This is a genomic window from Enterobacter hormaechei subsp. hoffmannii, from assembly GCF_001729745.1.
Taxonomy (GTDB): domain Bacteria; phylum Pseudomonadota; class Gammaproteobacteria; order Enterobacterales; family Enterobacteriaceae; genus Enterobacter; species Enterobacter intestinihominis.
Window position 1 is genome coordinate 207,533 of the sequence record NZ_CP017186.1, and the last position, 23,689, is coordinate 231,221.

21 protein-coding genes and 1 tRNA gene are annotated in these 23,689 nt (G+C 55.4%); 13 read left to right on the forward strand and 9 right to left on the reverse strand.

Annotated features, from left to right (window positions below):
* The first annotated feature begins 118 nt into the window (after nt 1-118).
* Nucleotides 119-1,738, forward strand: a complete 1,620-nt coding sequence (locus BFV65_RS01015) for an ABC-F family ATP-binding cassette domain-containing protein (protein ID WP_069596136.1) — start codon at nt 119-121, stop codon at nt 1,736-1,738.
* A gap of 38 nt (nt 1,739-1,776) precedes the next feature.
* Here BFV65_RS01015 and BFV65_RS01020 read toward each other — a convergent pair whose 3' ends face one another.
* Nucleotides 1,777-2,064: an HTH-type transcriptional regulator gene (locus BFV65_RS01020; RefSeq protein ID WP_003860776.1), complete on the reverse strand. Its 288-nt coding sequence runs from the start codon at nt 2,062-2,064 to the stop codon at nt 1,777-1,779.
* Nucleotides 2,065-2,394: 330 nt separating this feature from the next.
* On the opposite strand from BFV65_RS01020, the gene BFV65_RS01030 reads away from it, so the two are divergent.
* The gene (locus BFV65_RS01030) at nt 2,395-3,105 is read left to right on the forward strand and encodes a DUF3053 domain-containing protein (protein ID WP_023299059.1); all 711 of its coding nucleotides are present in this window, start codon (nt 2,395-2,397) and stop codon (nt 3,103-3,105) included.
* Nucleotides 3,106-3,348: 243 nt separating this feature from the next.
* Nucleotides 3,349-3,561: a transcription antiterminator/RNA stability regulator CspE gene (gene cspE, locus BFV65_RS01035; protein WP_003860775.1), complete on the forward strand. Its 213-nt coding sequence runs from the start codon at nt 3,349-3,351 to the stop codon at nt 3,559-3,561.
* 58 nt (nt 3,562-3,619) lie between these two features.
* On the opposite strand, the gene ghrB is transcribed toward cspE, so the two are convergent.
* From ghrB to BFV65_RS01065, 6 genes are all read right to left on the reverse strand, one after another.
* On the reverse strand, nt 3,620-4,594 hold the full coding sequence (gene ghrB, locus BFV65_RS01040) for a glyoxylate/hydroxypyruvate reductase GhrB (RefSeq protein WP_022646684.1): 975 nt from the start codon (nt 4,592-4,594) through the stop codon (nt 3,620-3,622).
* Nucleotides 4,595-4,620: 26 nt separating this feature from the next.
* Nucleotides 4,621-5,901 (reverse strand): MFS transporter, encoded by a 1,281-nt coding sequence (locus BFV65_RS01045; protein WP_001089079.1) that lies wholly within the window; start codon nt 5,899-5,901, stop codon nt 4,621-4,623.
* 117 nt (nt 5,902-6,018) lie between these two features.
* Entirely contained in the window at nt 6,019-6,957 is a 939-nt protein-coding gene (locus BFV65_RS01050; protein ID WP_069596137.1) for a sugar kinase, read from the reverse strand.
* A 3-nt stretch (nt 6,958-6,960) separates the two neighbouring features.
* Nucleotides 6,961-7,710 carry a sugar phosphate isomerase/epimerase family protein gene (locus tag BFV65_RS01055; RefSeq protein ID WP_023305240.1) on the reverse strand — a complete coding sequence of 250 codons (750 nt, stop codon included), beginning with the start codon at nt 7,708-7,710 and terminating at the stop codon, nt 6,961-6,963.
* Nucleotides 7,711-7,812: 102 nt separating this feature from the next.
* Complete coding sequence (locus BFV65_RS01060; RefSeq protein ID WP_032626516.1) at nt 7,813-8,829, reverse strand: LacI family DNA-binding transcriptional regulator; 1,017 nt, start codon at nt 8,827-8,829, stop codon at nt 7,813-7,815.
* Nucleotides 8,830-8,986: 157 nt separating this feature from the next.
* Nucleotides 8,987-9,649 (reverse strand): OmpA family lipoprotein, encoded by a 663-nt coding sequence (locus BFV65_RS01065; protein ID WP_022646688.1) that lies wholly within the window; start codon nt 9,647-9,649, stop codon nt 8,987-8,989.
* A 122-nt stretch (nt 9,650-9,771) separates the two neighbouring features.
* Between BFV65_RS01065 and BFV65_RS01070 the strand changes: the two genes are divergently transcribed.
* Nucleotides 9,772-12,141 carry a molybdopterin guanine dinucleotide-containing S/N-oxide reductase gene (locus tag BFV65_RS01070; protein WP_069596138.1) on the forward strand — a complete coding sequence of 790 codons (2,370 nt, stop codon included), beginning with the start codon at nt 9,772-9,774 and terminating at the stop codon, nt 12,139-12,141.
* On the opposite strand, the gene BFV65_RS01075 is transcribed toward BFV65_RS01070, so the two are convergent.
* Nucleotides 12,110-12,550 carry an N-acetyltransferase gene (locus BFV65_RS01075; protein ID WP_045621357.1) on the reverse strand — a complete coding sequence of 147 codons (441 nt, stop codon included), beginning with the start codon at nt 12,548-12,550 and terminating at the stop codon, nt 12,110-12,112. The genes BFV65_RS01070 and BFV65_RS01075 overlap by 32 nt on opposite strands.
* On the reverse strand, nt 12,528-13,109 hold the full coding sequence (tag, locus tag BFV65_RS01080; RefSeq protein WP_045621359.1) for a DNA-3-methyladenine glycosylase I: 582 nt from the start codon (nt 13,107-13,109) through the stop codon (nt 12,528-12,530). Before tag ends, BFV65_RS01075 begins: the two co-directional genes overlap by 23 nt.
* Nucleotides 13,110-13,269: 160 nt before the next feature.
* On the opposite strand from tag, the gene BFV65_RS01085 reads away from it, so the two are divergent.
* The 9 genes from BFV65_RS01085 to dppF all read left to right on the forward strand — a co-directional run bounded on the left by BFV65_RS01085 (nt 13,270) and on the right by dppF (nt 23,664).
* Nucleotides 13,270-13,812 carry a lipase gene (locus BFV65_RS01085; RefSeq protein ID WP_023299064.1) on the forward strand — a complete coding sequence of 181 codons (543 nt, stop codon included), beginning with the start codon at nt 13,270-13,272 and terminating at the stop codon, nt 13,810-13,812.
* A 236-nt stretch (nt 13,813-14,048) separates the two neighbouring features.
* Nucleotides 14,049-15,251, forward strand: a complete 1,203-nt coding sequence (locus BFV65_RS01090) for an L-lactate MFS transporter (RefSeq protein WP_023299065.1) — start codon at nt 14,049-14,051, stop codon at nt 15,249-15,251.
* Between the two features lie 239 nt (nt 15,252-15,490).
* Nucleotides 15,491-17,185, forward strand: a complete 1,695-nt coding sequence (eptB, locus tag BFV65_RS01095) for a kdo(2)-lipid A phosphoethanolamine 7''-transferase (RefSeq protein ID WP_022646694.1) — start codon at nt 15,491-15,493, stop codon at nt 17,183-17,185.
* A gap of 91 nt (nt 17,186-17,276) precedes the next feature.
* Nucleotides 17,277-17,353 (forward strand) — tRNA-Pro (locus BFV65_RS01100).
* Between the two features lie 621 nt (nt 17,354-17,974).
* Nucleotides 17,975-19,582, forward strand: a complete 1,608-nt coding sequence (dppA, locus tag BFV65_RS01105) for a dipeptide ABC transporter periplasmic-binding protein DppA (RefSeq protein WP_022646695.1) — start codon at nt 17,975-17,977, stop codon at nt 19,580-19,582.
* 161 nt (nt 19,583-19,743) lie between these two features.
* The gene (gene dppB / locus BFV65_RS01110) at nt 19,744-20,763 is read left to right on the forward strand and encodes a dipeptide ABC transporter permease DppB (protein WP_022646696.1); all 1,020 of its coding nucleotides are present in this window, start codon (nt 19,744-19,746) and stop codon (nt 20,761-20,763) included.
* A gap of 9 nt (nt 20,764-20,772) precedes the next feature.
* On the forward strand, nt 20,773-21,675 hold the full coding sequence (gene dppC / locus BFV65_RS01115; protein ID WP_022646697.1) for a dipeptide ABC transporter permease DppC: 903 nt from the start codon (nt 20,773-20,775) through the stop codon (nt 21,673-21,675).
* A gap of 10 nt (nt 21,676-21,685) precedes the next feature.
* Nucleotides 21,686-22,669, forward strand: a complete 984-nt coding sequence (gene dppD / locus BFV65_RS01120) for a dipeptide ABC transporter ATP-binding protein (RefSeq protein WP_010426220.1) — start codon at nt 21,686-21,688, stop codon at nt 22,667-22,669.
* Nucleotides 22,666-23,664 (forward strand): dipeptide ABC transporter ATP-binding subunit DppF, encoded by a 999-nt coding sequence (dppF, locus tag BFV65_RS01125; protein ID WP_022646698.1) that lies wholly within the window; start codon nt 22,666-22,668, stop codon nt 23,662-23,664. The genes dppD and dppF overlap by 4 nt, the downstream gene beginning before the upstream one ends.
* Nucleotides 23,665-23,689: the final 25 nt, after the last annotated feature.

Genomic DNA, 23,689 nt, shown 5'->3' on the forward strand with positions numbered 1-23,689 from the left:
GTTAAATTTCGCCCTCAGGAGCGCCCCCCAAAAATGAACAAACACGACTGATGAATTTCGATCCTTGCTCAACGCATCGCGTCGGCAGGGGATGTTTTGATTTCATTCAGGAGTGCTTATGGCTCATTTTGCGCAATCCCCCTCTTTTATTTTGCATCAGGTCACCTGTCAGTTTGCGACGGGCGATATCCTTTTTGGTCCACTGAATCTTTCTCTGGATGCGTCAGTGTGCGCGCTGGTCGGCCGCAACGGCAGCGGTAAAACACGCCTTCTGCGTCTGCTGGCAGGGGTTGATGAACCCGCCAGCGGTCACGTTGAGCGCTTTGGTACACACGTCTATGTGGCGCAGCAGCAGGATATTTCTGCGGATACGACTCTTGCCGGACTGCTTGGTTACGACGCGATCTTTGCGGCGCGCGCGCGCATCGACGGCGGTCATTATAAACCCGACGATCTCGACACGCTCGATGGTTACTGGGATCTGGCTGAACGGCTAAGCCAGGCTTTTATCGCTGCAAAACTTCCCTCTTTTGAGCCGAACAAACGCGCGGCAGAGCTAAGCGGCGGCGAGCGCATTCGTGCCTTGCTGTGCGGCGCATTCACCGCGGATGCTGATTACCTGCTGCTGGACGAACCGACCAACCACCTCGACAGGCAAGGCCGCGTTTGGTTCTACGAGCAGCTTTCCCGGTATCATGGCGGGGTGCTGGTGGCCTCTCACGACCGTGAGTTGCTGGCCCAGGTACCGCGTATCCTTGAACTGAGCGCGTTGGGCTTGCGCAGCTACGGCGGGAATTATGCTGACTATCGAACCCAGCGTAATGCTGAGCAGCTGGCTGCCCGCGCCGCGCTGGAGCATGCTGCCACCGAACGCAAGCGTACCCGCGCCCGTATGCATAAAGAGCATGACGACAGCCAGCGTCGTTCGGCCAAAACGCTTCGCACGGTCGACAGCCTTAACATCGCCTCGTTTGAACGGGTCAAATACAAAGGGGCGGCGAAAGAGCGGATTGGTTCCTGGAAAAAAAAGCATAGCGATCAAAATCATGCCCTGAACGCTGCGGTTAACCAGGCACGCGAGCGGGTTGAAGAGGATAACGCGGTGATGTTTACCCTGCCGGGCAGTGAAATCCCGGAGGGAAAACAGGTGCTGGTGCTGGAAGAACTGGTGCTTCCGCACGTGCCTGTCTCCCCGATAAACTGGCGAATGGATGGCCCGATGCGCGTGGCGCTACGCGGGCCGAACGGCTGTGGGAAATCCACGCTGTTGAAAGTGATGTTGGGCGAAACCGCCCCTGTTACGGGAACCTGTAAGGTCTCCGTCAGATGTGCTTATCTCGATCAGCATCTTTCCCGGCTGGATCTGTCGCAGTCGGTGATGACACACCTTAGCCTGGGCAATACGCCGCTCGAAGAGGGGGCGCTGCGTACCCGTTTAGCGCAGGTTCAGCTGGGCGCAGAGAAAGTGACACTTCCACTGGCCGATCTAAGCGGCGGCGAGCGCCTGAAGGCCGCGCTGGCCTGCGTATTGTGGCGTGAAGCGGCAACGCAGCTGTTGCTTCTGGATGAGCCGACCAACCACCTCGATCTGGCTTCCGTTCAGGCCATTGAAGCGGCCCTGGCCGATTATCCCGGCGCGCTGCTGGTGGTGTCGCACGATGAAGCGTTTTTAGCAGGATTAAAGCTGACGCATGAGCTGGTGTGGGAAGAGTCGGGATGGCGATGTGAAAGCTTCTAAACACAAGCCCCCGCAAGGGCGGGGGCAAACAAACTTTATCAGGCTAACTGCTTGCGAAGGTCAGGGTTTGCCTGGATCAGGCGCATCAGCTTTAGCTCGGCTGGGGTAGGTTTTTCACGCTTTGACTCCCACTCCAGCACCATCGCTACGCTGACACCCATCGCTCTTGCGAATTCATCTGTTTTCAGGCCCGACCCTTTGCGTAAACGCTCAAATTCACTAAAAGGATTGGACTTTTGATTCAGGGTAACCGTCGGCGGTACATCTTTAAAAATAATCTGTTCCAGGCTGCTCAGCAGCTCAAACTCAGGATCTTTTAATTCCATTGAGAACTCCTCATAAATCACACATCGGGATCATGAACATCAGAGAGCATGTTAAGAATAGTCCCTAAACCAAACACAGGATCGTCACGGTTGTGATTAATTGTGCGATAACGATCGCTTTACCCGTTTCAGCTATATGGATAGTTATGCTAATTACCTGATTAATCATATGTAGGGATGCACAGGTATTTTTTTGTAAATAGTCAGTACAAAAACGGCAATACCCGTTTTGCATGAAAACTCTATCTTGCAAGGCTGACCTGGACTATCCTTGTCAGCGTTGGGCACGCGTGTGCCGGTGTGCGCTTTTTGGGTGAAAGGAGTAATAAAATGGCGACAGGAAAGTCCTGCTCTCGCTGGTTTGCGCCTATTGCGGCGTTGTTGATGGTTGTTAGCCTGAGTGGGTGTTTCGATAAAGAAGGCGATCAGCGCAAAGCGTTTATCGATTTTTTACAGAATACAGTGATGCGTAGCGGCGAGCGTTTACCAACGCTGACTGCGGATCAGAAAAAACAGTTTGGTCCATTCGTGTCGGATTACGCCATTCTGTATGGCTATTCACAGCAGGTAAGCCAGGCGATGGATTCGGGCATTCGCCCGGTCGTGGATAGCGTCAATGCCATTCGCGTTCCACAGGATTATATGACCCAGCGCGAACCGCTGCGCCAGTCCAACGGCGCCCTTGGGGTGCTGAGCCAGCAGTTGCAAAATGCCAAAATGCAGGCTGATGCGTCGCGCTCCGCGTTGAAGCAGGACGAGGATCTCAAGCCGGTTTATGACCAGGTGTATGAGAAAGTCGTGACCAAGCCGTCAAACGCCTTGCAACCACTGATCCCGGCGGCGCAGGTCTTTACTCAGCAGCTGGTTCAGGTGGGTGACTTTATTAATGAGCAGGGTACGCAGGTGAGCTTCGTCTCTAACGGTATCCAGTTCCCGACCTCCCAGCAGGCGAGTCAGTACAATACGCTGATAGGGCCGCTGGCGTCCCAGCATCAGGCCTTTAGCCAGGCCTGGAGCGCAGCGGTCGCTGCAACGGAATAAGAAAAACCCCCGCTTCGGCGGGGTTTTTTTATGCATGATGAAAATAACGCTTGTCATTCTTCTACCATATCGGTATAACTATCTTCGTCGGTTTGTTACACAGACCTAAAGCAGTTTAGTAAAGCAGTCCAGATTGTTATCCATAGATACCCTTCGTAGTGACCCTTCCTTCATCGCTTAAAAATCTGTAACGCAATCCATCAAGCCGGAAGGCACAATATATTTGTTAATAAGGTAATTTCTATGTCTGCTAAAATGACTGGTCTGGTAAAATGGTTCAACGCTGATAAAGGTTTCGGCTTCATCACTCCTGACGATGGCTCTAAAGACGTGTTCGTACACTTCTCTGCTATCCAGAACGATGGCTACAAATCTCTGGATGAAGGTCAGAAAGTTTCCTTCACCATCGAAAGCGGCGCTAAAGGCCCAGCAGCTGGTAACGTTGTAAGCCTGTAAGCTTCCAACCCAGTAGCACAAAATTCAAAAACCCGCCTTCTGGCGGGTTTTTTCGTTTCTACTGTTGTATCTGCGGGTTAACGCAGTTCTTATCCACTTTACCGCCGAGCGCGGCAATCAGATTATCCACGGCGGTCGCCGCCATGTTGTAGCGTGTTTCATGAGTTGCAGAGCCGATGTGGGGCAGGGCGACGACGTTTGGCATGTTCAGTAGCGGAGAATCCACCGGCAGTGGCTCCTGTTCAAACACGTCCAGACCGGCGGCGTGGATCTCACCGTTTTGCAGTGCCTCAATCAGCGCCTTCTCATCGACCACCGGGCCGCGACCTGCGTTGATGAAAATGGCCGACTTCTTCATCTTTTCAAACGCCGCCCTGCCGATGAGATGACGCGTTTCATCCGTCAGCGGCAGGATCAGGCAGACAAAGTCGGCTTCCTGCAACAACGTATCAAGCTCGCAGTAACGGGCGTTGAAACGTTCTTCAGCTTCAGCGTGATGACGGCGGGCATTATACAGAATGGGCATGTTGAAGCCGAAATGGGCGCGCTGTGCCAGCGCCAGACCGATACGGCCCATCCCAACAATCCCCAGCGTTTTGCCATGTACGTCCACGCCGAACCAGTCCGGGCCAATGCTTTTGGTCCATTCGCCCGCTTTCACGCGCTCAGCCACCTCCACCACGCGACGAGCAGTGCTGAGCACCAGCGCCATCAGCGTGTCGGCGACGGTTTCCGTCAGAGCATGTGGCGTGTGCATCAGCAGGATGTTGCGCGCGTTAAGCGCATCCACGTCGAAATTGTCGTAGCCCACAGAAACGGTTGAGGTTGCACGAAGCTTCGGCATTTTCTCCAGCAGCGCTGCATCCACCTTTTCGCTTGAACCCAGCAGGCCCTCGGCGCAGGCAAACGCGTCGGCGTGCTGTGCCACGGTTTGCGGGCTGAGGTTCTTTACCCGGGTAACGGTAAAGTGTTCCTCCAGGCGTTTTTGCAGATCTTCAGGCAGTGCTTTGTACAAAATGACGGACGGCTTCATGCTAATCTCCGTTGATTTAAAAGGATTCAGGCGTGGCGTGCGCCGACGGGTAGCTGTTGATTATTAGCAGGCTTAACGATCAGAGTAAGCCATACCGAGGCAAAAAGCGCCACCCCCATAAAGATGTAAGAAGCTGAAGGGCTGCCGGTGGCGCCGTTCAGATAGCCCACAAACCACGAGCCAAAGAACGAACCCAGCGCACCCATACTGTTGATCAGCGCCATCGCGCCCCCTGCGACGTTACGCGGCAGCATTTCCGGGATGATGGCAAAGAACGGACCATAGGGGGCATACATGGCCGCACCCGCAATCACCAGCAGCGTATACGAGGCCCAGAAGTGGTTCGCGCCTACGGCCCAGGAACCAATGAAGGCAAAAGCAGCGATCAGCAGGAGTGGCCAGACGAACAGCTTACGGTTTTGCAGCTTGTCCGATGCCCAGGAGACGATAATCATCGCGATGGTTGCAGCCAGGTAAGGCACTGATGACAGCCAGCCCACTTCCACCATGCCAAGGTTTTCACCGCCGCTGCGGATAATCGACGGCAGCCACAGAACAAAGCCGTACACGCCAATACTCCAGGTAAAATACTGTGCGCATAGCAGAATAACGTTCCGGGAGCGGAAGGCTTCGCCGTAGTTACGCACCGCTTTCAGCCCCTGCTGCTCTTTATCCAGCTGCGCCTGGAGTGCGGCTTTTTCGTCTTCAGAAAGCCATTTTGCCTGGGCTGGCTTATCTTTCACCAGCACCCACCAGCAGAAGGCCCAGATAATCGCGGGAACCCCTTCGATGATGAACATCTCGCGCCAGCCGAAGGACTGGATCAGATAGCCGGAAACCACCGACATCCACAGCACGGTGACCGGGTTACCGAGTATCAGGAACGTATTGGCACGTGAACGCTCAGATTTTGTGAACCAGTTGCTGATGTAAATCAGCATTGCTGGCATGACGGCCGCCTCAACCACGCCGAGAATAAAGCGAATAGCCGCCAGAGCAGGAATGTTATTCACCACGCCAGTAAGCGATGCACAGGCACCCCATAAGATCAGGCAGATGAAAATGAGCTTTCGCACGCTGCGGCGTTCAGCGTAAATCGCGCCGGGGATCTGGAAGAAGAAATAACCCAGGAAGAAGAGGGCGCCCAGCAGGGAGGAGACCCCTTTGGTGATCCCGAGGTCTTCGTTGATCCCGGCGGCGGATGCAAAACTGAAGTTGGCACGATCCAGGTACGCCAGGCTGTACGTGATAAACACGATTGGCATGATGTACCACCAGCGTTTTACTGCATTGGTCGAACTGTTCATAGGCTTGCCTCTGTTGTTGAGGTTGTTGCCGCCGTTGTCTGTAGGGTACACGGTGGCTTAATTATCTGGTGCGGATTGCTGCCCTCACCCTGGCCCTCTCCCTGTGGGAGAGAGAATTTAGATTCCGAGCTCTGCTCGTGTTGGTAATCCTTCGCTGTCGCCCTGCACCTGAATCGCCAGCGAACCAATTTTGTTGCCTCGCGCCACGGCCTGCGACAGCGGTTTGCCCTCCAGCAGGGCGCTGATGATCCCGACGGCAAACCCATCGCCCGCACCCACGGTATCGACCACGTTGTCGACTTTTACCGCAGCGACGGCGCCTTGCTCGCCGTCGGCAGTTTTGAACCATGCACCGTCAGCACCGGTTTTCAGCACCACGGCTTTTACTCCTTTGTTGAGGTAAAAATCAGCAATGCCTTCCGGCGTGCTCTCGCCAGTGAGGATCATTCCCTCTTTTACCCCCGGCAGTATCCAGTCCGCCTGAAACGCCAGTCGGTTGAGTTTCTCAACCATCTCCGCTTCGCTTTTCCACAGCACCGGACGCAGGTTTGGATCAAAGGAGATCGTTTTGCCCTGCGCTTTCATTGCCGAAGCGGCATGATCGAGTAAATCGTACGAACTGGCCGAGAGCGCCGCCGCCACGCCGCTCAGGTGCAGGTGGCGCGCGGAGGAGAAATACGCGGCGTGATAATCATCCACGGAGAGATGGCTTGCCGCTGAGCCTTTACGGAAATACTCCACGATGGGATCGGTTCCATTTTCAACTTTAGATTTCAGCTGAAAGCCCGTCGGGAAGCGTCCGTCGAGAGTCACGCCTGCGGCATCAATGCCCTCTTTTTTCAGCGAGTCGAGTACGAAATGGCCAAAGCTGTCATTTCCCACGCGGCTTACCCAGCCAACATTCAGCCCCAGCCGCGCAAGGCCGGTAGCAACATTCAGCTCAGCACCTGCAACGCGTTTGATAAAGTGCTCCACTGCGTTCAGCTCGCCTGTTTCGGTGGCGACAAACATCGCCATGGCCTCGCCGATGGTGATGACATCCAGCGTCTTGTGCATGGTTTACTCCTCGCGCAGCAGGTTGACGTAATGGCGGGTGACGGCGGTGAGATCCGTCCCTTCCAGCGGAAATTCGATACCGCGTGGCGCATCGGCAGGCAGTTGATTAAGCAGATCCCGCCAGCGAGAATCGGTCTGATCCGGCGCGACGGCGCGGAATTGCGCCTTATGCGGGACCGCGGCCTTCACATGAATGTAGCTCACGGCGGGAGCCAACTGACGTGCAGCCTCTTCCGGGGAGTCGCCAACCCACAGCCAGTTGCCCATATCGAACGTCAGCGTGACCGGCAGCGCCATTACCCGGCAGGCGGCTTTGAAGCGCTGCATCGGAGCGAGCTGACCGCAGTCGGTCTGGTCGTTTTCCACCACCAGCGTCATGCCGCTTTCATCCAGCAGTACGCGCAGGGCTTCAAGCGGTTGTTTGTCGCTGAAATGGCCCAGCGAGACTTTAAGCCACAGGGCGTTCAGGGTGCTGGCTTCGCTAAGGTAGCGCGGAAGATCCGGGTTGAGGGTTCCATCGGGCATAAACAGGGGGGCCGGGGCGGAGTAGCACGCCAGTAAACCCAGCAGTTCAATGGACTCGCCGAGCGCAGGCAGGGCCATTAACTCGTCGCTGCTGAAGAGCTCGCGGCGGATTTCAACGCCATCAGCCCCTGCGCCGGCAATAACGGGAAGCATCGCCCGTTGACCGCCTGCTTGTCGCACCTGATCCGCGCCATACGCGGCGGTGACCACCATAATTTTCCTGCTCATTTCCTGACTCCAGGGCGTAATCGATAGTATTACGCTAGATGGAACCGGTTCCAAAGAAAAGATCGGGATGCTGAATTTATGATCGCTGTCACGAAGGGGAAATTAACGGGCAGTAGAGCCGCGAACGATCAGCTCGCCAGAAAAAACCTGCTCGCGTACGGCGTCGCGGGTGCCTTCAATGCGGCGAACCACTTGTTCAACCGCGGCATAGCCGATCTGCCAGGTGGGTTGTTTGAGGGTGGTAATGCCTACGCCAGCAAGTTCAGCCCACTCCAGTTCATCAAAGCCGAGTAAGCCGATGTCGCTGCCCCAGTGCAGGCCAATGCGTTTAAGCGAGCGGGCAACCTGAAGCGTCAGCGCCCCGTTCGCGGAGATCACCGCTTTGCGCATACCCCGATGGCGGGTATGGAACTGGCGCAGGGTATTATCCAGCTGACCGGCTTCATGGAGGGGGATTTCGGCATTTTCGGCGATCACACCGGGATAACGCGCCAGCGTGGCACGAAATGCAGCCAGGCGGTCGCGGCGGGTGTTAACCATACCCAGCGGTTCGCTCAGGAACAAAATGGCTTCGAAACCCTGTTCAATCAGATGTTCGGTGGCAGTGGTGGCCGCCTGGGTGTTATCCAGCCCGACCACATCGCAGGCAAATTCCGGGATTTTGCGGTCAATAAGCACCATCGGCAGCGACGATTGTTGCAGGCGATTTAGTCCCTCTTCGCGCATCCCGACGGCATTGACCACGATCCCTTCCACCTGATAGCTGCGCAGCAGATCGAGGTAGTGCAACTCCTGATCAACTTCGTTATTGGTGTTACAGACCAGCGGGGTAAAGCCTTTCTCACGGCACGCCGCCTCAATGCCGCTGAGGACGTTAACGGAGTAAGGGTTGGTGATATCGGCGATGATGAGGCCAATCAGACGGGTACGACCCCGCTTGAGGCCGCGCGCCATCAGGCTGGGACGGTAGTCGAGATCGGCAATGGCCTGTTCAATTCGCGCCAGCAGCGCATCGGAAAGCAGGTGTTTCTCGCCGTTGAGGTAGCGCGAAATGCTGGTTTTACCGGTTTTGGCGGCTTTCGCCACGTCGCTGATGGTGGCCCGGGTTGGTTTGCTCATCGCTGATTTTCCTGAATTTAGTGAGAATACCTTAACGGGAAAATCTGGCGAATCAAGCAATTTGCCAGGTGGCGGTCTGATGCCCTCACCCCAACCCTCTCCCACGGGAGAGGGCGCAAACACTAAAACGGCAACAGGGTTGCCGTTTTGCTTTTACCTACTGCACAGGGCTCAACGTAATCTCAACGCGGCGGTTCTGCGCTTTGCCTTCCGCCGTGCTGTTGCTGGCGATCGGGTTAGCCGGCCCCATGCCGCTGGTGCGGATGCGGTTCGCTTCTACGCCCTGGGTGATCAGCGAGCTGGCCACGGAATCGGCACGCTGCTGCGACAGACGCATGTTCAGATCCTGGCTGCCGGTACTGTCGGTGTAGCCAATCACGTTCACGGCAGTTTTGTTGTACTCTTTCAGCACCGCGGCCACGCCGGTCAGGGTGTTCGCGCCTGCGGGTTTCAGCGTCGCGCTGCTGCTGTCAAAGGTCACGTTGTTTGGCATGTTCAGGATGATGTTGTCACCGCTGCGCGTCACGCTCACGCCTGTACCTTTCATTTTGTCACGGAGTTTTGCTTCCTGCACATCCATGTAATAACCCACGCCGCCGCCCAGGGCTGCGCCTGCCGCTGCGCCAATCAGCGCACCTTTACCGCGATCTTTCTTGGAGGAGGAGAGTGCGCCAACGCCAGCGCCCACCAGGGAACCAATACCCGCGCCAATGCCGGATTTACCCGCTTCGCGTTCGCCGGTGTAAGGGTTGGTTGTGCAGCCTGAAACAGCCAGTGCACCGCTCACCAGAGCGGCAATAACGAGTACGCGTTTTTTCATCTTATTTCCTTAATCCTTTTTATTCTTTGCCACGACGGACGTGGCAGTGGATTATGACGTCCGAATACGGAGAAAATTCAGTGTATAACTCTGAAATTTGTCACAAACGATAAACTGCCTCAATGAAAGGCCGTCATACCTGCACGCAACCAGGAGCGCACGCTTTGAGCACCTCAACAAAAACCATTCTGACCGCCGCCCACTGGGGGCCGATGCTGGTCGAAACCGATGGCGACACCGTGCTGTCGTCTCGCGGGGCTTTGCCTTCGCGCCATCTCAACTCTTTACAGACCGTCGTTCGCGATCAGGTACATAGCAAAACCCGCGTACGCTGGCCGATGGTGCGTAAAGGCTTTCTGGCGTCACCGGATAAACCGCAAGGTATTCGCGGGCAGGATGAGTTCGTGCGCGTGAGCTGGGACGATGCCCTGGCGCTGATCCATACGCAGCATAAACGCATCCGCGACAGCTATGGCCCGTCGTCCATTTTTGCCGGCTCCTATGGCTGGCGCTCAAACGGCGTGCTGCATAAGGCCGCAACCCTGCTGCAACGCTATATGAGCCTGGCCGGAGGATATACCGGCCATCTGGGTGATTACTCGACCGGCGCGGCGCAGGCGATCATGCCGTATGTCGTGGGCGGGAATGAGGTTTATCAGCAACAGACCAGCTGGCCGCTGGTGCTGGAGCATACAGAGGTGGTGGTGCTGTGGAGCGCCAACCCGCTCAATACCCTTAAAATTGCCTGGAATGCGTCCGACGAGCAGGGCGTTTCCTACTTCGATGCGCTGCGCAAAAGCGGCAAGCGCATCATCTGTATCGATCCGATGCGTTCTGAAACGCTTGATTTCTTCGGCGACAGCGCCGAGTGGATCGCGCCGCATATGGGCACCGACGTGGCGATGATGCTGGGTATCGCCCACACCCTGGTGGAGAACGGCTGGCACGACACGGAATTTCTGACGCGCTGCACAACGGGGTTCGATAAATTTGCCGACTATCTGACGGGCAAAACCGACGGTATCGCCAAAACCGCAGAGTGGGCTGCGGCGATTTGCGGCGTTGATGCCGCTAAAATCCGCGAACTGGCAGCGTTATTCCATAGCCATGTCACGATGCTCATGTCCGGATGGGGGATGCAGCGCCAGCAGTTTGGCGAGCAGAAGCACTGGATGCTGGTGACGCTCGCCGCGATGCTTGGGCAGATTGGCACACCCGGCGGCGGTTTTGGCCTTTCCTATCACTTTGCCAACGGCGGCAACCCGACGCGTAAAGCGGCGGTGCTGGCGTCCATGCAGGGCTCGGTGCAGGGTGGCGTGGACGCTGTGGATAAAATTCCGGTGGCACGCATTGTTGAAGCTCTGGAGAACCCCGGCGGGTTTTATCAGCACAACGGTCAGGATCGCCATTTCCCGGATATTAAGTTTGTCTGGTGGGCGGGTGGGGCCAACTTCACCCATCACCAGGATACCAACCGCCTGATCCGCGCCTGGCAGAAACCGGAGCTGGTGGTGATCTCGGAGTGCTTCTGGACCGCGTCAGCGAAACATGCCGATATCGTTTTGCCCGCCACGACCTCGTTCGAGCGTAACGATCTCACCATGACGGGGGATTACAGCAACCAGCATATGGTGCCGATGAAGCGCGTCGTGGCTCCCCGGGATGAAGCGCGGGATGATTTTGACGTCTTTGCTGACCTGAGTGAATTATGGGAAGCGGGCGGACGGGAGCGTTTCACCGAGGGCAAAACGGATCTGCAATGGCTGGAAACGTTTTACCAGATTGCCTGCCAGCGCGGGGCTGCGCAGGGCGTGACGCTGCCGCCATTTGCTGAATTCTGGGAGGCGAATCAACTCTTCGAAATGCCGGAAAGCGAGCAGAACGCGCGGTTTGTGCGCTTTGCTGACTTCCGTCGCGATCCGGAGAATCACCCGTTAAAAACCGAAAGCGGGAAGATTGTGATCCACAGCGAGCGCATCGCCAGCTTTGGCTACGCGGACTGCCCGCCGCACCCGGCGTGGCTGGAGCCGGACGAATGGCATGGCAATGCGCAGCCGGGGCAGCTTCAGCTGCTGTCTGCCCATCCTGCCCATCGTCTGCACAGCCAGCTCAACTATTCGGCTCTGCGCGAGCAGTATGCGGTGGCGGGTCGTGAGCCGATCGCGCTGAATAGCGACGATGCAAAGGCGCGGGGGATTAACGACGGCGATCTCGTTCGCGTCTGGAACGCACGCGGGCAGGTGCTGGCTGGCGCCGTGGTGAGTGACGGGATCCGCCCAGGCGTGTTCTGCATTCATCAGGGAGCATGGCCGGATCTGGCGCTGGACGAGGGCGGTATTTGTAAGAACGGCGCCGTAAACGTGCTGACCAAAGATCTCCCCAGCTCGAAGCTGGGGAATGGCTGTGCGGGGAATACGGCGCTGGCATGGGTGGAGAAATATGAGGGGCCGGCGCTTCCCCTTACGGCATTTGATCCGCCTGCCAGCTCATGATCCACGTCGGGTGTTGGGTATCATCCTGCCAGGCGCTGTCTTCGATGCGAAAACCCTGAGCATGATAGAAATTCACCGCCCGCACGTTTTTCTGATACACCTCCAGGGTTAAATATGGGTAGTGCTGCTGAACATAGTTCAGCAGCGTACGCCCGATCCCCCTTCCGATGAACGCCGGGGCGACAAACAACGCCCCCACGAACTGGAACTGCATGACGCTGATAAAACCGCACAGGGTACCGTTTTCCTCCCAGACCCAGGTCTCGGCGGCGGGAAGGTAATCATCCCGCACTACCGCTTCATTCGCTTGCCAGTAACTTGCGTCGATAAACGGATGCGCCTCGGTGGTGCTCTCCAGCCACAGACTCAAAAGCGGAGCGGTATCCTCACTTTGCCATTTGCGGATCATGGTGGCCCTCCGGGTGGCAGAAGCAGCCCTTAATGTGGTCATTGACCAGCCCGCAGGCCTGCATAAAGGAGTAACAGATGGTGGTGCCCACAAACTTAAAGCCGCGTTTTTTCAGTGCTTTTGACAGGGCATCTGAGGCGGGGGTCGACGTTGGGATCTCTGCAAGCGTGGCGGCCTGCGTCACCTTCGGCTCGTTATCCACAAACGACCAGACAAAAGCTGAGAAGGGTTCGCCGTTTTGCTCCATCGCCAGATAAGCACGCGCGTTACCAATCATGGCCTGAATTTTACCGCGATGGCGGATGATACCGGTATCCAGAACCAGCCTTTCCACGTCTTCGTCGGTCATGGCGGCCACCGCAACCGGATCGAAATGGTGGAAGGCCTTGCGATAGTTCTCACGCTTTTTCAGAACGGTGATCCACGACAGCCCGGCCTGCTGGCCTTCAAGGCAAATCATTTCAAACAGTTTTTTACCGTCGGTTTCCGGCACGCCCCATTCCTTGTCGTGATAATCGATATAAAGCTGATCCTGGCTTACCCAGCCGCAACGTTGCATAGGTCATCTCCCTTCCTGATACGGTAAACGCAAAAATTTCAATCTGCCCGGCTTGACGTGTTTGCTAAAGAGACAATAGTTAATACAGGGCTATACGCCCTAATACCTCTTCGAACAATGACATATATCGCCGAACTCGGCTCTTTCTGGAGTCGCTTTGATGATGTTAAAAAAAATCAGTGGTCGCCATGCTGCTTCTGGCCTGGTGGGTGTCTCAGCCTGCCTGCTTATATGTAACACCGCTTTTGCGTGGCAACAGGAATATATCGTTTCAGATGCACAAAGTAATACGACGGAACGCTATACATGGGACGCCGATCACCAACCTCGTTATGAAGATATTCTCGCGGAGCGTATCAACCATTCGCAGAATGCTGCGGGCTTTGCCCTGAACGACCCATCCGGTTCAGATGCGGAAACCGTTCTGAGCGTTGGCTGGAATTTTCCCGTGGCGGGACATTTTACCACCGGCCCCGTCATGGCGTGGCGCACTGATGGCGCTCCCCCTGCAACGGTGAATGCATTTGGTGAGGTAACTACCACGCAGCCGCTTACCGATCCCCTCTGGCATGCCAGCGTGAACTCGTTGGGGTGGCGCGTTGATACGCAGTATGGTGATTTACATCCCTGGGCGAAGATCAGCTACAACCAGCAGTCGGAGGAAGAATATTTGTACACCCTGGGCTTAAGCGCCAAATTTTAGGATTGTTACTTTTTTAAACGCTGCGGTAACATATTTAATACAATAACGGCGCGGGCTGTGGTGATAGTGGTCACTCACCTTTAAGCGTTTTTTTTTCCGGCAAGGTCATTCATTCCCGCTTCCAGGCATTTCATTCCGTATCTCCTGCATTTCGTGCCGTTTTACCCCTGGCGTTTTGGGGTTTTGTTTATCGTGTCCTCAGCGAACTTCCTTAATTTCTCTTGCAGGACACTGCCATGAACACATCAACTTATAACCGCACGCGTTGGCTGACGCTTTTCGGCACCATCGTTACCCAGTTCGCACTGGGCTCGGTCTATACCTGGAGCCTGTTTAACAGCGCCCTGTCCGATAAGCTCGGCGCACCGATAAGCCAGGTGGCATTCTCCTTCGGCTTGCTGAGCCTTGGATTAGCGATTTCCTCTTCCGTGGCGGGCAAACTTCAGGAGCGCTTCGGCGTGAAGCGCGTAACCATGGCCTCCGGGATCCTGCTGGGCGTGGGCTTCTTCCTGACGGCACATTCAAACAACCTGATGATGCTGTGGCTAAGCGCCGGGGTGCTGGTAGGTCTGGCGGACGGCGCAGGTTATCTGCTGACGCTGTCTAACTGCGTGAAGTGGTTCCCGGAGCGTAAAGGGCTTATTTCCGCGTTTGCCATTGGTTCATATGGCCTGGGCAGCCTGGGGTTCAAATTCATTGACTCCCATCTGCTGGCCTCGGTGGGGCTTGAGAAAACCTTTATGATCTGGGGCGTGATTGTGCTGGTAATGATCCTCTTCGGCGCCACGCTGATGAAAGATGCGCCGCAGCAGGAAGTGAAAACCGTTAACGGCGTGGTGGAGAACGATTTCACCCTCGCTCAGTCCATGCGTAAGCCGCAGTACTGGATGCTGGCGGTGATGTTCCTGACGGCCTGCATGAGCGGTCTGTATGTCATCGGTGTGGCGAAAGATATCGCGCAGGGGATGGTAAAACTGGACGCGGCGACGGCGGCAAACGCGGTAACGGTCATCTCCATCGCTAACCTCTCGGGTCGTCTGGTACTGGGTATCCTGTCTGACAAAATCGCCCGTATCCGTGTGATTACGCTGGGGCAGGTCATCTCCCTGGTGGGTATGGCAGCACTGCTGTTCGCTCCGCTGAACGAGGCGACATTCTTTGCAGCAATTGCCTGCGTAGCCTTTAACTTTGGCGGCACTATTACCGTCTTCCCGTCACTGGTGAGCGAGTTCTTCGGCCTGAACAACCTGGCGAAAAACTACGGCGTAATTTATCTCGGCTTCGGTATCGGCAGTATTTGCGGTTCACTGATTGCCTCGCTGTTTGGCGGCTTCTACGTGACCTTCTGCGTGATATTCGCTTTGCTGATTATTTCGCTGGCGCTGTCCACCACGATCCGTCAGCCGCAGCGCGAACTGTATAAAGAAGCGCATGTATGATGCGATGAAAAGAGGCCGCAGGGCCTCTTTTATTTATTTCTAAATCGCTTCCGGACTTGCTATTTTGTAAAAATCTTCATCGATTCACATTCTCTGCTGCCACTTTTCTTCCCTGCTGTGGTCTACTTATCGCGCTTGTAGACGTTTCTGATAACGGTTTCTCTCGCATCTACTTACTCTGTCAGCTTTCTCACTGAGATTCGGCGGGTTTTTATACCCCTTCCCCCAGGGTTGTTTGCATGAAATATATTAGGTCTCTTACCCAGCAAAGATTGTGTCTGATGCTGGCTGTCTATATCGGTTTGTTTCTGAATGGCGCGGTGCTGTTCAGACGAGTGGAAGGTTATTTCGAACACCTCACTGTAAGAAATGGAATTTTTGCCGCGATTGAAGTGTTTGGCTCAATTCTGGCGACCTTCTTCCTGTTACGCCTGCTCTCTCTCTTTGGCCGTCGTACATGGCAAATTCTGGCCTCGCTGGTGGTGATTATCTCCGCCGCCGCAAGCTATTACATGACATTCATGAACGTGGTCATTGGCTACGGTATTGTGGCCTCGGTGATGACCACGGACATCGACCTCTCGAAAGAGGTGGTGGGTCAAGGGTTCATCCTGTGGACGATTCTGACCTGCCTGATCCCGCTCTTCTTTATCTGGAGTAACACCTGTCGCTACACCCTGTTACGCCAGCTGCGTACCCGGGGACAGCGCATCCGCAACGTCGCCGTCGTTCTTCTGGCGGGTCTGCTGGTATGGGCGCCTATTCGCCTGATGGAAAAGCAGCAAAAACGGATCGAAAAAGCGACAGGCGTGGATATGCCAAGCTACGGCGGCGTGGTGGCTAACTCGTACCTGCCGTCTAACTGGCTGTCGGCGTTAGGTCTTTATGCCTGGGCTCAGGCGGACGAATCCAGCGATGTGAAATCGCTGATTAACCCAACCAAAAAGTTCACCTACCAGGCTCCGGCTGACGGGCTGGATGATACTTACGTGGTCTTCGTTATCGGCGAAACGACGCGCTGGGATCATATGGGCATTCTCGGTTATGACCGCGATACCACCCCGAAACTGGCGCAGGAAAAGAATCTGGTGGCATACCGCGGCTACTCCTGCGATACCGCCACGAAGCTCTCGTTGCGCTGTATGTTTGTTCGCGAGGGCGGTGCGAGTGATAACCCTCAGCGCACTCTCAAAGAGCAAAACGTGTTTGCTGTTCTGAAGCAGCTTGGATTTAGCTCCGATCTGTTCGCCATGCAAAGTGAGATGTGGTTCTACACCAACACCATGGCGGATAACATCGCCTACCGCGAGCAGATTGGCGCCGAGCCGCGTAACCGCGGAAAGAACGTTGATGACATGCTGCTGCTCTCTGAGATGGAACAGTCGCTGAAAAACCATCCGCAGGGTAAGCACCTTATTGTTCTGCATACCAAAGGGTCACACTACAGCTACTATCAGCGTTACACGCGCGATTTCGCCAAATGGACGCCTGAGTGCGTCGGCATTAACAAGAACTGTAGCAAGCAGGAGTTGATCAATGCCTATGATAACTCGATTCTGTATGTGGATACCTTCCTCAGCCGGGTGATTGACCAGCTTCGCGATAAGAAAGCGATTGTGATCTACGCGGCCGACCACGGCGAGTCCATCAACGAGAAAGAGCATTTACACGGTACGCCGCGTAAGCTGGCGCCACCAGAGCAGTTCCGCGTGCCGATGATCATGTGGATGTCGGACAAGTATCTGGAAAACCCGGACAAAGCCAAAATGTTTGCCCACCTGAAACAGCAGGCAGAGATTAAGGTACCGCGCCGTCACGTTGAGCTGTACGACACTATTATGGGCTGTCTCGGCTATACCTCACCGAACGGTGGGATTAACGAAAACAACAACTGGTGTAAACTCCCTGATAACACCACAAAAGCCGCGCAGTAGCTGGTCTGGCGAGAATATCGCCAGTTGAATGGCTTTTTGAAAATAAGGGATTGACGAGGGCGCACCTCAGCAGTAAGATGCGCTCCGCATTCGGCGAGTAGCGCAGCTTGGTAGCGCAACTGGTTTGGGACCAGTGGGTCGGAGGTTCGAATCCTCTCTCGCCGACCACATTCTAAAAAGGGCTAACCGCAAGGTTAGCCCTTTTTGCATTAACGCGTTACCCCACCCGAGTCCTCAAAATACCCCTTAGCCCTGCTTCCCCCTGCCTGCATGCGGTTTTGTGACATAATCCATTGTATTTTTTTATATATAGTTTGATCTTTTTTCGCGTTGCTTATGGATAACCTCAGCATTTTTCGCTGTGCGTTTTAACGTTCGCGGTATTTAGTGCTCAGATAATCACCATTCTGTAAGAAAATTTACCCATTCTGAATAAAACTTAATCACTGGGTGTTGCGAAATAGGGAGGGGTTTGTGCTGCAACATGGCGAGTAGCATAAATTTCTCTGCTGAAAACTGGCATTCAGAGTTTTTTTAATCTTTGTTTGCGGTTTCTCACACTCCACGTAAATCCCCGCCACCTGTATTGACGTTTTCACATTCTGTTGACAGATTGTAGGGCACGAGGGGCATTTCAGGGAGGATCTGCGCTGCAACTCAAACGCTCTTCTGAAAGGATTCTCTATCCCTTTTAACGCCCTCGGGCATCACCGACCGGACCGGGTAAAAAATAAATAAAGGTCAGGCGGCGTAACACAACAAAGCAAAACATCACATTGGAGCACAATAATGAGTATTTCCTTGAAGAAGTCAGGGATGCTGAAGCTTGGTCTGAGCCTGGTGGCCATGACCGTCGCAGCAAGCGTACAGGCAAAAACCCTGGTTTACTGTTCTGAAGGCTCTCCGGAAGGCTTTAACCCACAGCTCTTTACCTCTGGTACGACTTACGACGCAAGCTCTGTACCGATCTATAACCGTCTGGTTGAATTTAAAACCGGTACCACGGAAGTGATTCCTGGCCTGGCTGAAAAGTGGGATATCAGCGAAGACGGTAAAACCTATACCTTCCACCTGCGTCAGGGCGTGAAGTGGCAGGACAGCAAAGAATTCAAACCTACGCGCGACTTTAACGCCGACGACGTAGTGTTCTCCTTCGACCGTCAAAAAAATGCCCAGAACCCGTACCATAAAGTGTCTGGCGGCAGCTATGAATACTTCGAAGGGATGGGTCTGCCAGACCTGATTGCTGAAGTGAAAAAAGTGGACGATAAAACCGTTCAGTTCGTGCTGACGCGTCCGGAAGCGCCATTCCTCGCTGACCTGGCGATGGACTTCGCCTCTATTCTCTCTAAAGAGTACGCGGACAACATGCTGAAAGCCGGCACGCCGGAAAAAGTGGACCTGAACCCAATCGGTACCGGCCCGTTCCAGCTGCTTCAGTACCAGAAAGATTCCCGTATTCTGTATAAAGCCTTCCCGGGCTACTGGGGCACCAAGCCGCAGATCGACCGTCTGGTCTTCTCCATCACGCCTGACGCATCCGTGCGTTACGCAAAATTGCAGAAAAACGAATGTCAGGTGATGCCGTATCCAAACCCGGCTGACATCGCGCGCATGAAGCAGGATAAAAATATCAACCTGATGGAGCAGGCGGGCCTGAACGTGGGTTATCTCTCCTTCAACACCGAGAAGAAACCGTTCGATGACGTGAAAGTGCGTCAGGCGCTGACCTACGCGGTGAACAAAGAAGCGATCATCAAAGCCGTTTACCAGGGCGCTGGCGTTGCGGCCAAGAACCTGATCCCACCAACCATGTGGGGCTATAACGACGACATTAAGGACTACACCTACGATCCTGAGAAAGCGAAAGCGCTGCTGAAAGAAGCGGGCCAGGATAAAGGTTTCACCGTTGAGCTGTGGGCGATGCCGGTACAGCGTCCTTACAACCCGAACGCACGTCGTATGGCGGAAATGGTTCAGGCTGACTGGGCGAAGATTGGCGTACAGGCCAAAATTGTGACCTACGAGTGGGGCGAGTACCTGAAACGCGCCAAAGCGGGCGAACACCAGGCGGTCATGATGGGCTGGACCGGCGACAACGGGGATCCGGACAACTTCTTCGCGACCCTGTTCAGCTGTGCGGCAGCGAAAGACGGTTCCAACTACTCTCGCTGGTGCTACAAGCCGTTTGAAGACCTGATCCAGCCGGCGCGTGCGACCGATGATCACAACAAACGTATCGAACTGTACAAGCAAGCGCAGGTTGTCATGCACGATCAGGCTCCGGCGCTGATTGTTGCTCACTCCACCGTGTACGAGCCAGTGCGTAAAGAAGTGAAGGGCTACGTGGTCGATCCACTGGGCAAACACCACTTCGAAAACGTGTCTGTTGAATAATAAGTAGGGTGTTCTCCCTCTCCCTGTGGGAGAGGGCAGGGGTGAGGGGCGTGCATGCATCCCCTCACCCTAACCCTCTCCCGAAGGGAGAGGGAATTTACATTTGTGAGCAATACAGACGTCACGCTACTGAGCGTGCGTCATCAGAGAGAATCCGGGTTATGTTGCAGTTCATCCTCCGACGTCTGGGACTGGTTATCCCGACGTTTATCGGTATCACCCTTCTCACTTTTGCCTTCGTCCATATGATCCCGGGTGATCCGGTGATGATTATGGCGGGCGAGCGTGGTATCTCCCCTGAACGTCATGCGCAACTGCTGGCTGAACTCGGCCTTGATAAGCCGATGTGGCAGCAGTACCTCCACTACATCTGGGGCGTATTACACGGCGATTTAGGGATTTCACTGAAAAGCCGTCTTCCGGTGTGGGACGAGTTCGTGCCGCGTTTCCAGGCGACGCTGGAACTCGGCATCTGCGCCATGATCTTCGCGACCGCGGTGGGGATTCCCGTCGGCGTGCTGGCTGCCGTTAAGCGTGGCTCTATTTTCGACCACACCGCCGTTGGCCTGGCACTGACCGGCTACTCCATGCCTATCTTCTGGTGGGGCATGATGCTGATCATGCTGGTCTCGGTGCAGTGGAACCTGACGCCGGTCTCCGGACGTGTCAGCGATATGGTTTTCCTTGACGACACCAACCCGTTAACCGGCTTTATGCTGATTGATACGGCGATCTGGGGCGAAGAGGGCAACTTCATTGATGCGGTTGCGCACATGATCCTGCCTGCAATGGTGCTGGGCACTATCCCACTTGCGGTGATCGTGCGTATGACTCGTTCCTCCATGCTGGAAGTGCTGGGCGAAGATTATATTCGTACTGCCCGCGCTAAAGGTCTGACCCGTATGCGCGTCATCATCATTCATGCCCTGCGTAACGCCATGCTGCCGGTGGTGACCGTTATCGGTTTGCAGGTCGGTACGCTGCTGGCCGGGGCGATCCTGACCGAAACCATCTTCTCCTGGCCAGGCCTTGGACGCTGGCTGATTGATGCACTGCAACGCCGTGACTATCCGGTTGTGCAGGGCGGTGTATTGCTGGTCGCGACGATGATTATCCTCGTCAACCTGCTGGTCGATTTGCTGTACGGCGTGGTGAACCCGCGTATTCGTCATAAGAAGTAAGGGGCCATCATGTCACAAGTTACTCAAAATAAAGCGGTTACCGCACCGGTGCCAATGACGCCGATGCAGGAATTCTGGCACTACTTCAAGCGCAACAAAGGCGCGGTCGTCGGGCTGGTGTATGTTTCCATCATGATCCTGATTGCGGTGTTTGCGAACTTCCTTGCGCCGTATAACCCCGCGGACCAGTTCCGTGATGCGCTGCTCGCGCCACCGGCCTGGCAGGAAGGTGGTAGCCTGACGCACCTGCTCGGTACTGATGACGTTGGCCGCGATGTGCTGTCTCGTCTGATGTACGGCGCGCGCCTCTCTCTGCTGGTTGGCTGTCTCGTGGTGGTGTTGTCGCTGATCATGGGCGTTGTGCTTGGTCTGGTGGCGGGCTACTTCGGCGGCATCGTTGATAACGTTATCATGCGTATCGTCGATATCATGCTGGCATTGCCAAGCCTTCTGCTGGCCCTGGTGCTGGTCGCGGTCTTTGGTCCTTCGATAGGCAACGCCGCGCTCGCGCTAACGTTCGTTGCGCTTCCTCACTATGTCCGATTAACCCGTGCGGCCGTGCTGGTCGAGGTGAACCGCGATTATGTAACGGCATCTCGAGTGGCGGGTGCGGGGGCGATGCGCCAGATGTTCGTCAATATTCTTCCTAACTGCCTTGCACCGCTGATTGTTCAGGCGTCGCTCGGTTTTTCTAACGCCATTCTCGATATGGCCGCTCTTGGCTTCCTTGGCATGGGTGCGCAGCCGCCAACACCGGAATGGGGCACCATGCTCTCCGACGTGTTGCAGTTCGCGCAAAGCGCCTGGTGGGTCGTCACCTTCCCGGGTCTGGCGATTCTGCTGACGGTGCTGGCATTTAACCTGATGGGTGATGGTCTGCGTGATGCACTTGATCCCAAACTGAAGCAGTAAGAGGCACGAGATGGCGTTATTAAATGTAGATAAATTATCGGTGCACTTCGGCGATGAAGGCACACCGTTTCGTGCTGTGGACCGCATCAGCTATAGCGTAAATCAGGGCGAAGTGGTTGGTATCGTTGGGGAGTCCGGTTCCGGTAAGTCAGTGAGTTCACTGGCAATCATGGGGCTGATTGATTATCCCGGCCGCGTAATGGCGGAAAGCCTGGAGTTCAATGGTCAGGATCTGCAGCGCATTTCCGAAAAACAGCGCCGCCAACTGGTGGGAGCGGAAGTGGCGATGATCTTCCAGGACCCGATGACCAGTCTGAACCCGTGTTACACCGTGGGTTTCCAGATTATGGAAGCCATTAAGGTGCACCAGGGCGGTAACAAGCAAACCCGTCGCCAGCGCGCTATTGACCTGCTAACGCAGGTGGGTATACCCGATCCGGCATCGCGTCTGGACGTTTATCCGCACCAGTTGTCCGGTGGGATGAGTCAGCGTGTAATGATCGCGATGGCCATTGCCTGTCGTCCAAAACTGCTGATTGCCGATGAACCGACAACCGCGCTGGACGTGACCATTCAGGCGCAAATTATTGAGCTACTGCTGGAGTTGCAGCAGAAAGAGAATATGGCGCTGGTGCTGATTACGCACGATCTGGCGCTGGTGGCTGAAGCGGCACACAAAATCATTGTGATGTATGCAGGCCAGGTGGTGGAGACCGGGAGTTCACACGATATCTTCCGGGCCCCGCGTCATCCCTATACGCAGGCGCTGCTGCGCGCGCTGCCGGAGTTCGCGCAGGATAAAGCGCGTCTGGCCTCGCTGCCGGGGGTGGTACCGGGTAAATATGACCGTCCTCAGGGCTGTCTGCTTAACCCGCGCTGCCCGTATGCGACGGATAAATGCCGCGTCGACGAGCCGGAGCTGAACCTGTTAGCTGACGGACGTCAGTCGAAATGCCACTACCCACTCGATGATGCCGGGAGGCCAACACTATGAGTACGCAACAAATGCTGTTGCAGGCCATCGACCTGAAAAAACATTACCCGGTGAAGAAGGGCCTCTTTGCTCCTGAGCGCCTGGTAAAAGCGCTGGATGGTGTCTCCTTTACTCTCGAACGCGGAAAAACGCTGGCGGTGGTAGGGGAATCTGGCTGTGGGAAGTCCACGCTGGGCCGTCTGTTAACGATGATTGAAGTTCCGACTGGCGGCGAGCTTTACTATCAGGGCCAGGATCTGCTCAAGCACGATCCGCAGGCGCAGAAACTGCGCCGTCAGAAAATCCAGATTGTGTTCCAGAATCCGTATGGTTCGCTGAACCCGCGAAAAAAAGTGGGGCAGATTCTGGAAGAGCCGCTGCTGATCAACAGCAACCTGAGCAAAGAGCAGCGTCGTGAAAAAGCGCTGGCGATGATGGCGAAGGTGGGCCTGAAAACCGAGCATTACGATCGCTATCCGCATATGTTCTCTGGCGGTCAACGTCAGCGTATCGCCATCGCCCGTGGTCTGATGCTCGACCCGGACGTGGTGATTGCCGATGAACCGGTTTCGGCGCTCGACGTATCCGTGCGTGCGCAGGTGCTGAACCTGATGATGGATTTACAGCAGGATCTTGGGCTGTCGTACGTTTTCATCTCCCATGACCTGTCTGTGGTTGAGCACATTGCCGATGAGGTGATGGTGATGTATCTGGGACGCTGCGTAGAGAAGGGGACGAAAGATCAGATCTTTAATAACCCGCGTCATCCATATACTCAGGCACTACTGTCTGCGACGCCGCGACTGAACCCGGATGACCGTCGTGAGCGCATTAAGTTGACCGGCGAGTTACCAAGCCCGCTTAACCCGCCGCCGGGATGTGCGTTCAACGCCCGCTGCCGTCGCCGCTTCGGTCCGTGTACGCAGTTGCAGCCACAACTGAAAGATTATGGCGGACAGCTGGTGGCCTGCTTCGCGGTCGATCAGGATGAAAACGGCGAAAAGCCGCATGCATAAAGGAAAAAACCGGCGATAAGCCGGT

Coding starts and splice junctions, on each gene's coding strand:
- BFV65_RS01065 (WP_022646688.1), bottom strand. CDS start 9,649: ATGAAAAAACGCGTACTCGTTATTGCCGCTCTGGTGAGCGGTGCACTG.
- dppF (WP_022646698.1), top strand. CDS start 22,666: ATGAGTACGCAACAAATGCTGTTGCAGGCCATCGACCTGAAAAAACAT.
- BFV65_RS01015 (WP_069596136.1), top strand. CDS start 119: ATGGCTCATTTTGCGCAATCCCCCTCTTTTATTTTGCATCAGGTCACC.
- BFV65_RS01060 (WP_032626516.1), bottom strand. CDS start 8,829: ATGAGCAAACCAACCCGGGCCACCATCAGCGACGTGGCGAAAGCCGCC.
- ghrB (WP_022646684.1), bottom strand. CDS start 4,594: ATGAAGCCGTCCGTCATTTTGTACAAAGCACTGCCTGAAGATCTGCAA.
- BFV65_RS01045 (WP_001089079.1), bottom strand. CDS start 5,901: ATGAACAGTTCGACCAATGCAGTAAAACGCTGGTGGTACATCATGCCA.
- cspE (WP_003860775.1), top strand. CDS start 3,349: ATGTCTGCTAAAATGACTGGTCTGGTAAAATGGTTCAACGCTGATAAA.
- dppD (WP_010426220.1), top strand. CDS start 21,686: ATGGCGTTATTAAATGTAGATAAATTATCGGTGCACTTCGGCGATGAA.
- BFV65_RS01050 (WP_069596137.1), bottom strand. CDS start 6,957: ATGCACAAGACGCTGGATGTCATCACCATCGGCGAGGCCATGGCGATG.
- dppC (WP_022646697.1), top strand. CDS start 20,773: ATGTCACAAGTTACTCAAAATAAAGCGGTTACCGCACCGGTGCCAATG.
- tag (WP_045621359.1), bottom strand. CDS start 13,109: ATGCAACGTTGCGGCTGGGTAAGCCAGGATCAGCTTTATATCGATTAT.
- BFV65_RS01020 (WP_003860776.1), bottom strand. CDS start 2,064: ATGGAATTAAAAGATCCTGAGTTTGAGCTGCTGAGCAGCCTGGAACAG.
- BFV65_RS01055 (WP_023305240.1), bottom strand. CDS start 7,710: ATGAGCAGGAAAATTATGGTGGTCACCGCCGCGTATGGCGCGGATCAG.
- BFV65_RS01030 (WP_023299059.1), top strand. CDS start 2,395: ATGGCGACAGGAAAGTCCTGCTCTCGCTGGTTTGCGCCTATTGCGGCG.
- dppB (WP_022646696.1), top strand. CDS start 19,744: ATGTTGCAGTTCATCCTCCGACGTCTGGGACTGGTTATCCCGACGTTT.
- BFV65_RS01090 (WP_023299065.1), top strand. CDS start 14,049: ATGAACACATCAACTTATAACCGCACGCGTTGGCTGACGCTTTTCGGC.
- eptB (WP_022646694.1), top strand. CDS start 15,491: ATGAAATATATTAGGTCTCTTACCCAGCAAAGATTGTGTCTGATGCTG.
- BFV65_RS01070 (WP_069596138.1), top strand. CDS start 9,772: ATGAAAGGCCGTCATACCTGCACGCAACCAGGAGCGCACGCTTTGAGC.
- dppA (WP_022646695.1), top strand. CDS start 17,975: ATGAGTATTTCCTTGAAGAAGTCAGGGATGCTGAAGCTTGGTCTGAGC.
- BFV65_RS01085 (WP_023299064.1), top strand. CDS start 13,270: ATGATGTTAAAAAAAATCAGTGGTCGCCATGCTGCTTCTGGCCTGGTG.
- BFV65_RS01075 (WP_045621357.1), bottom strand. CDS start 12,550: ATGATCCGCAAATGGCAAAGTGAGGATACCGCTCCGCTTTTGAGTCTG.